2 protein-coding genes are annotated in these 922 nt (G+C 67.0%); both read right to left on the reverse strand.

What is annotated here, in order from left to right; genetic code table 11:
* Positions 1 to 666 (reverse strand): hypothetical protein (locus tag DMB66_RS60095; protein ID WP_148112988.1); only part of this gene is annotated, 666 nt, incomplete at its 3' end.
* Between the two features lie 41 nt (positions 667 to 707).
* On the reverse strand, positions 708 to 922 hold a 215-nt coding region (locus DMB66_RS60100; RefSeq protein WP_125812716.1), incomplete at its 5' end, for a DUF3500 domain-containing protein.

The raw sequence follows: 922 nt of genomic DNA on the forward strand, positions 1-922 counted from the left end.
CATCGCGAGCCCGATCGCCACGATGATGATCCACGGCGACCGCGACGGATCGCGCATCGTAGCGAGCAGGTGTTCGGCACTCCATGTGTCGGTGGTGTCGTCCTGGGCGGCAGCGGTAGTTGGCGTGCCGGTCGGCGTGGCGACGGTGAAGTCTGTCCGCACCTGCTGTTGTTCCTGGTCGCGGCTCAGGGTGCCCGCCGGTATCGAGACACCGTCGGTGCCGGCCACCGTGACCTGGTATCGCGGTTTCTCCGGCGCGAAGTCGTTGCGGTAGAACAGCGAGTGCGTGCCGGCGGCCGGTGCGCTGCCGGTCGCCTTGATGCGCAGGACGCCGTAGCCTGCCTGCGTCTGTGTGTAGTCCGGCAGGTCGACTCGGGCGACGGACAGTGGGATCGCGGTGTCGTCGATGCGCAACGCGATCTTTGCGAGGACCCGCGACGCGTAGTCGTTTCCCTCGTCGCCGCTGAGCGAGTGGTCCGTGTCGCGGTCGAGGTCGGTGAGGAGGGCCGGCGCGACCAGGGCGCCCACCGAGATCTTGATTTCGACGTCGACCTTACCGGCTGTCAGCGTTAGGTAGGACGTCTGCCACGTGATGTCCAGCGGATGCGCCCAGGCCGCACTCGCTGGGAAGACGATGAGCATCGCCGCCACGAAGGGCGCCAGCACCCACGCTGACACCCTTCGCGCACGGCTGGCGGCCGTGATGGTCATCCGGTGATCGCTGCCCCGTACTCGTTCTTCGGGTCCCGGTAGATGCCGTGGATGTGGTCGGCGGCACTGCCACCCATGGACTGCGGCGAGTACTCAATGATCACGCGCGGGCCGGTCACCCGGAAATACGCGTCACCGGTGTCGGTGGTCGGTCCGTACCAGCAGAAGTAGGTGTCGTCGATGGTGGCCTCGATCTCGGCCAGGTGAGTCG

Source organism: Actinoplanes sp. ATCC 53533, assembly GCF_003947245.1.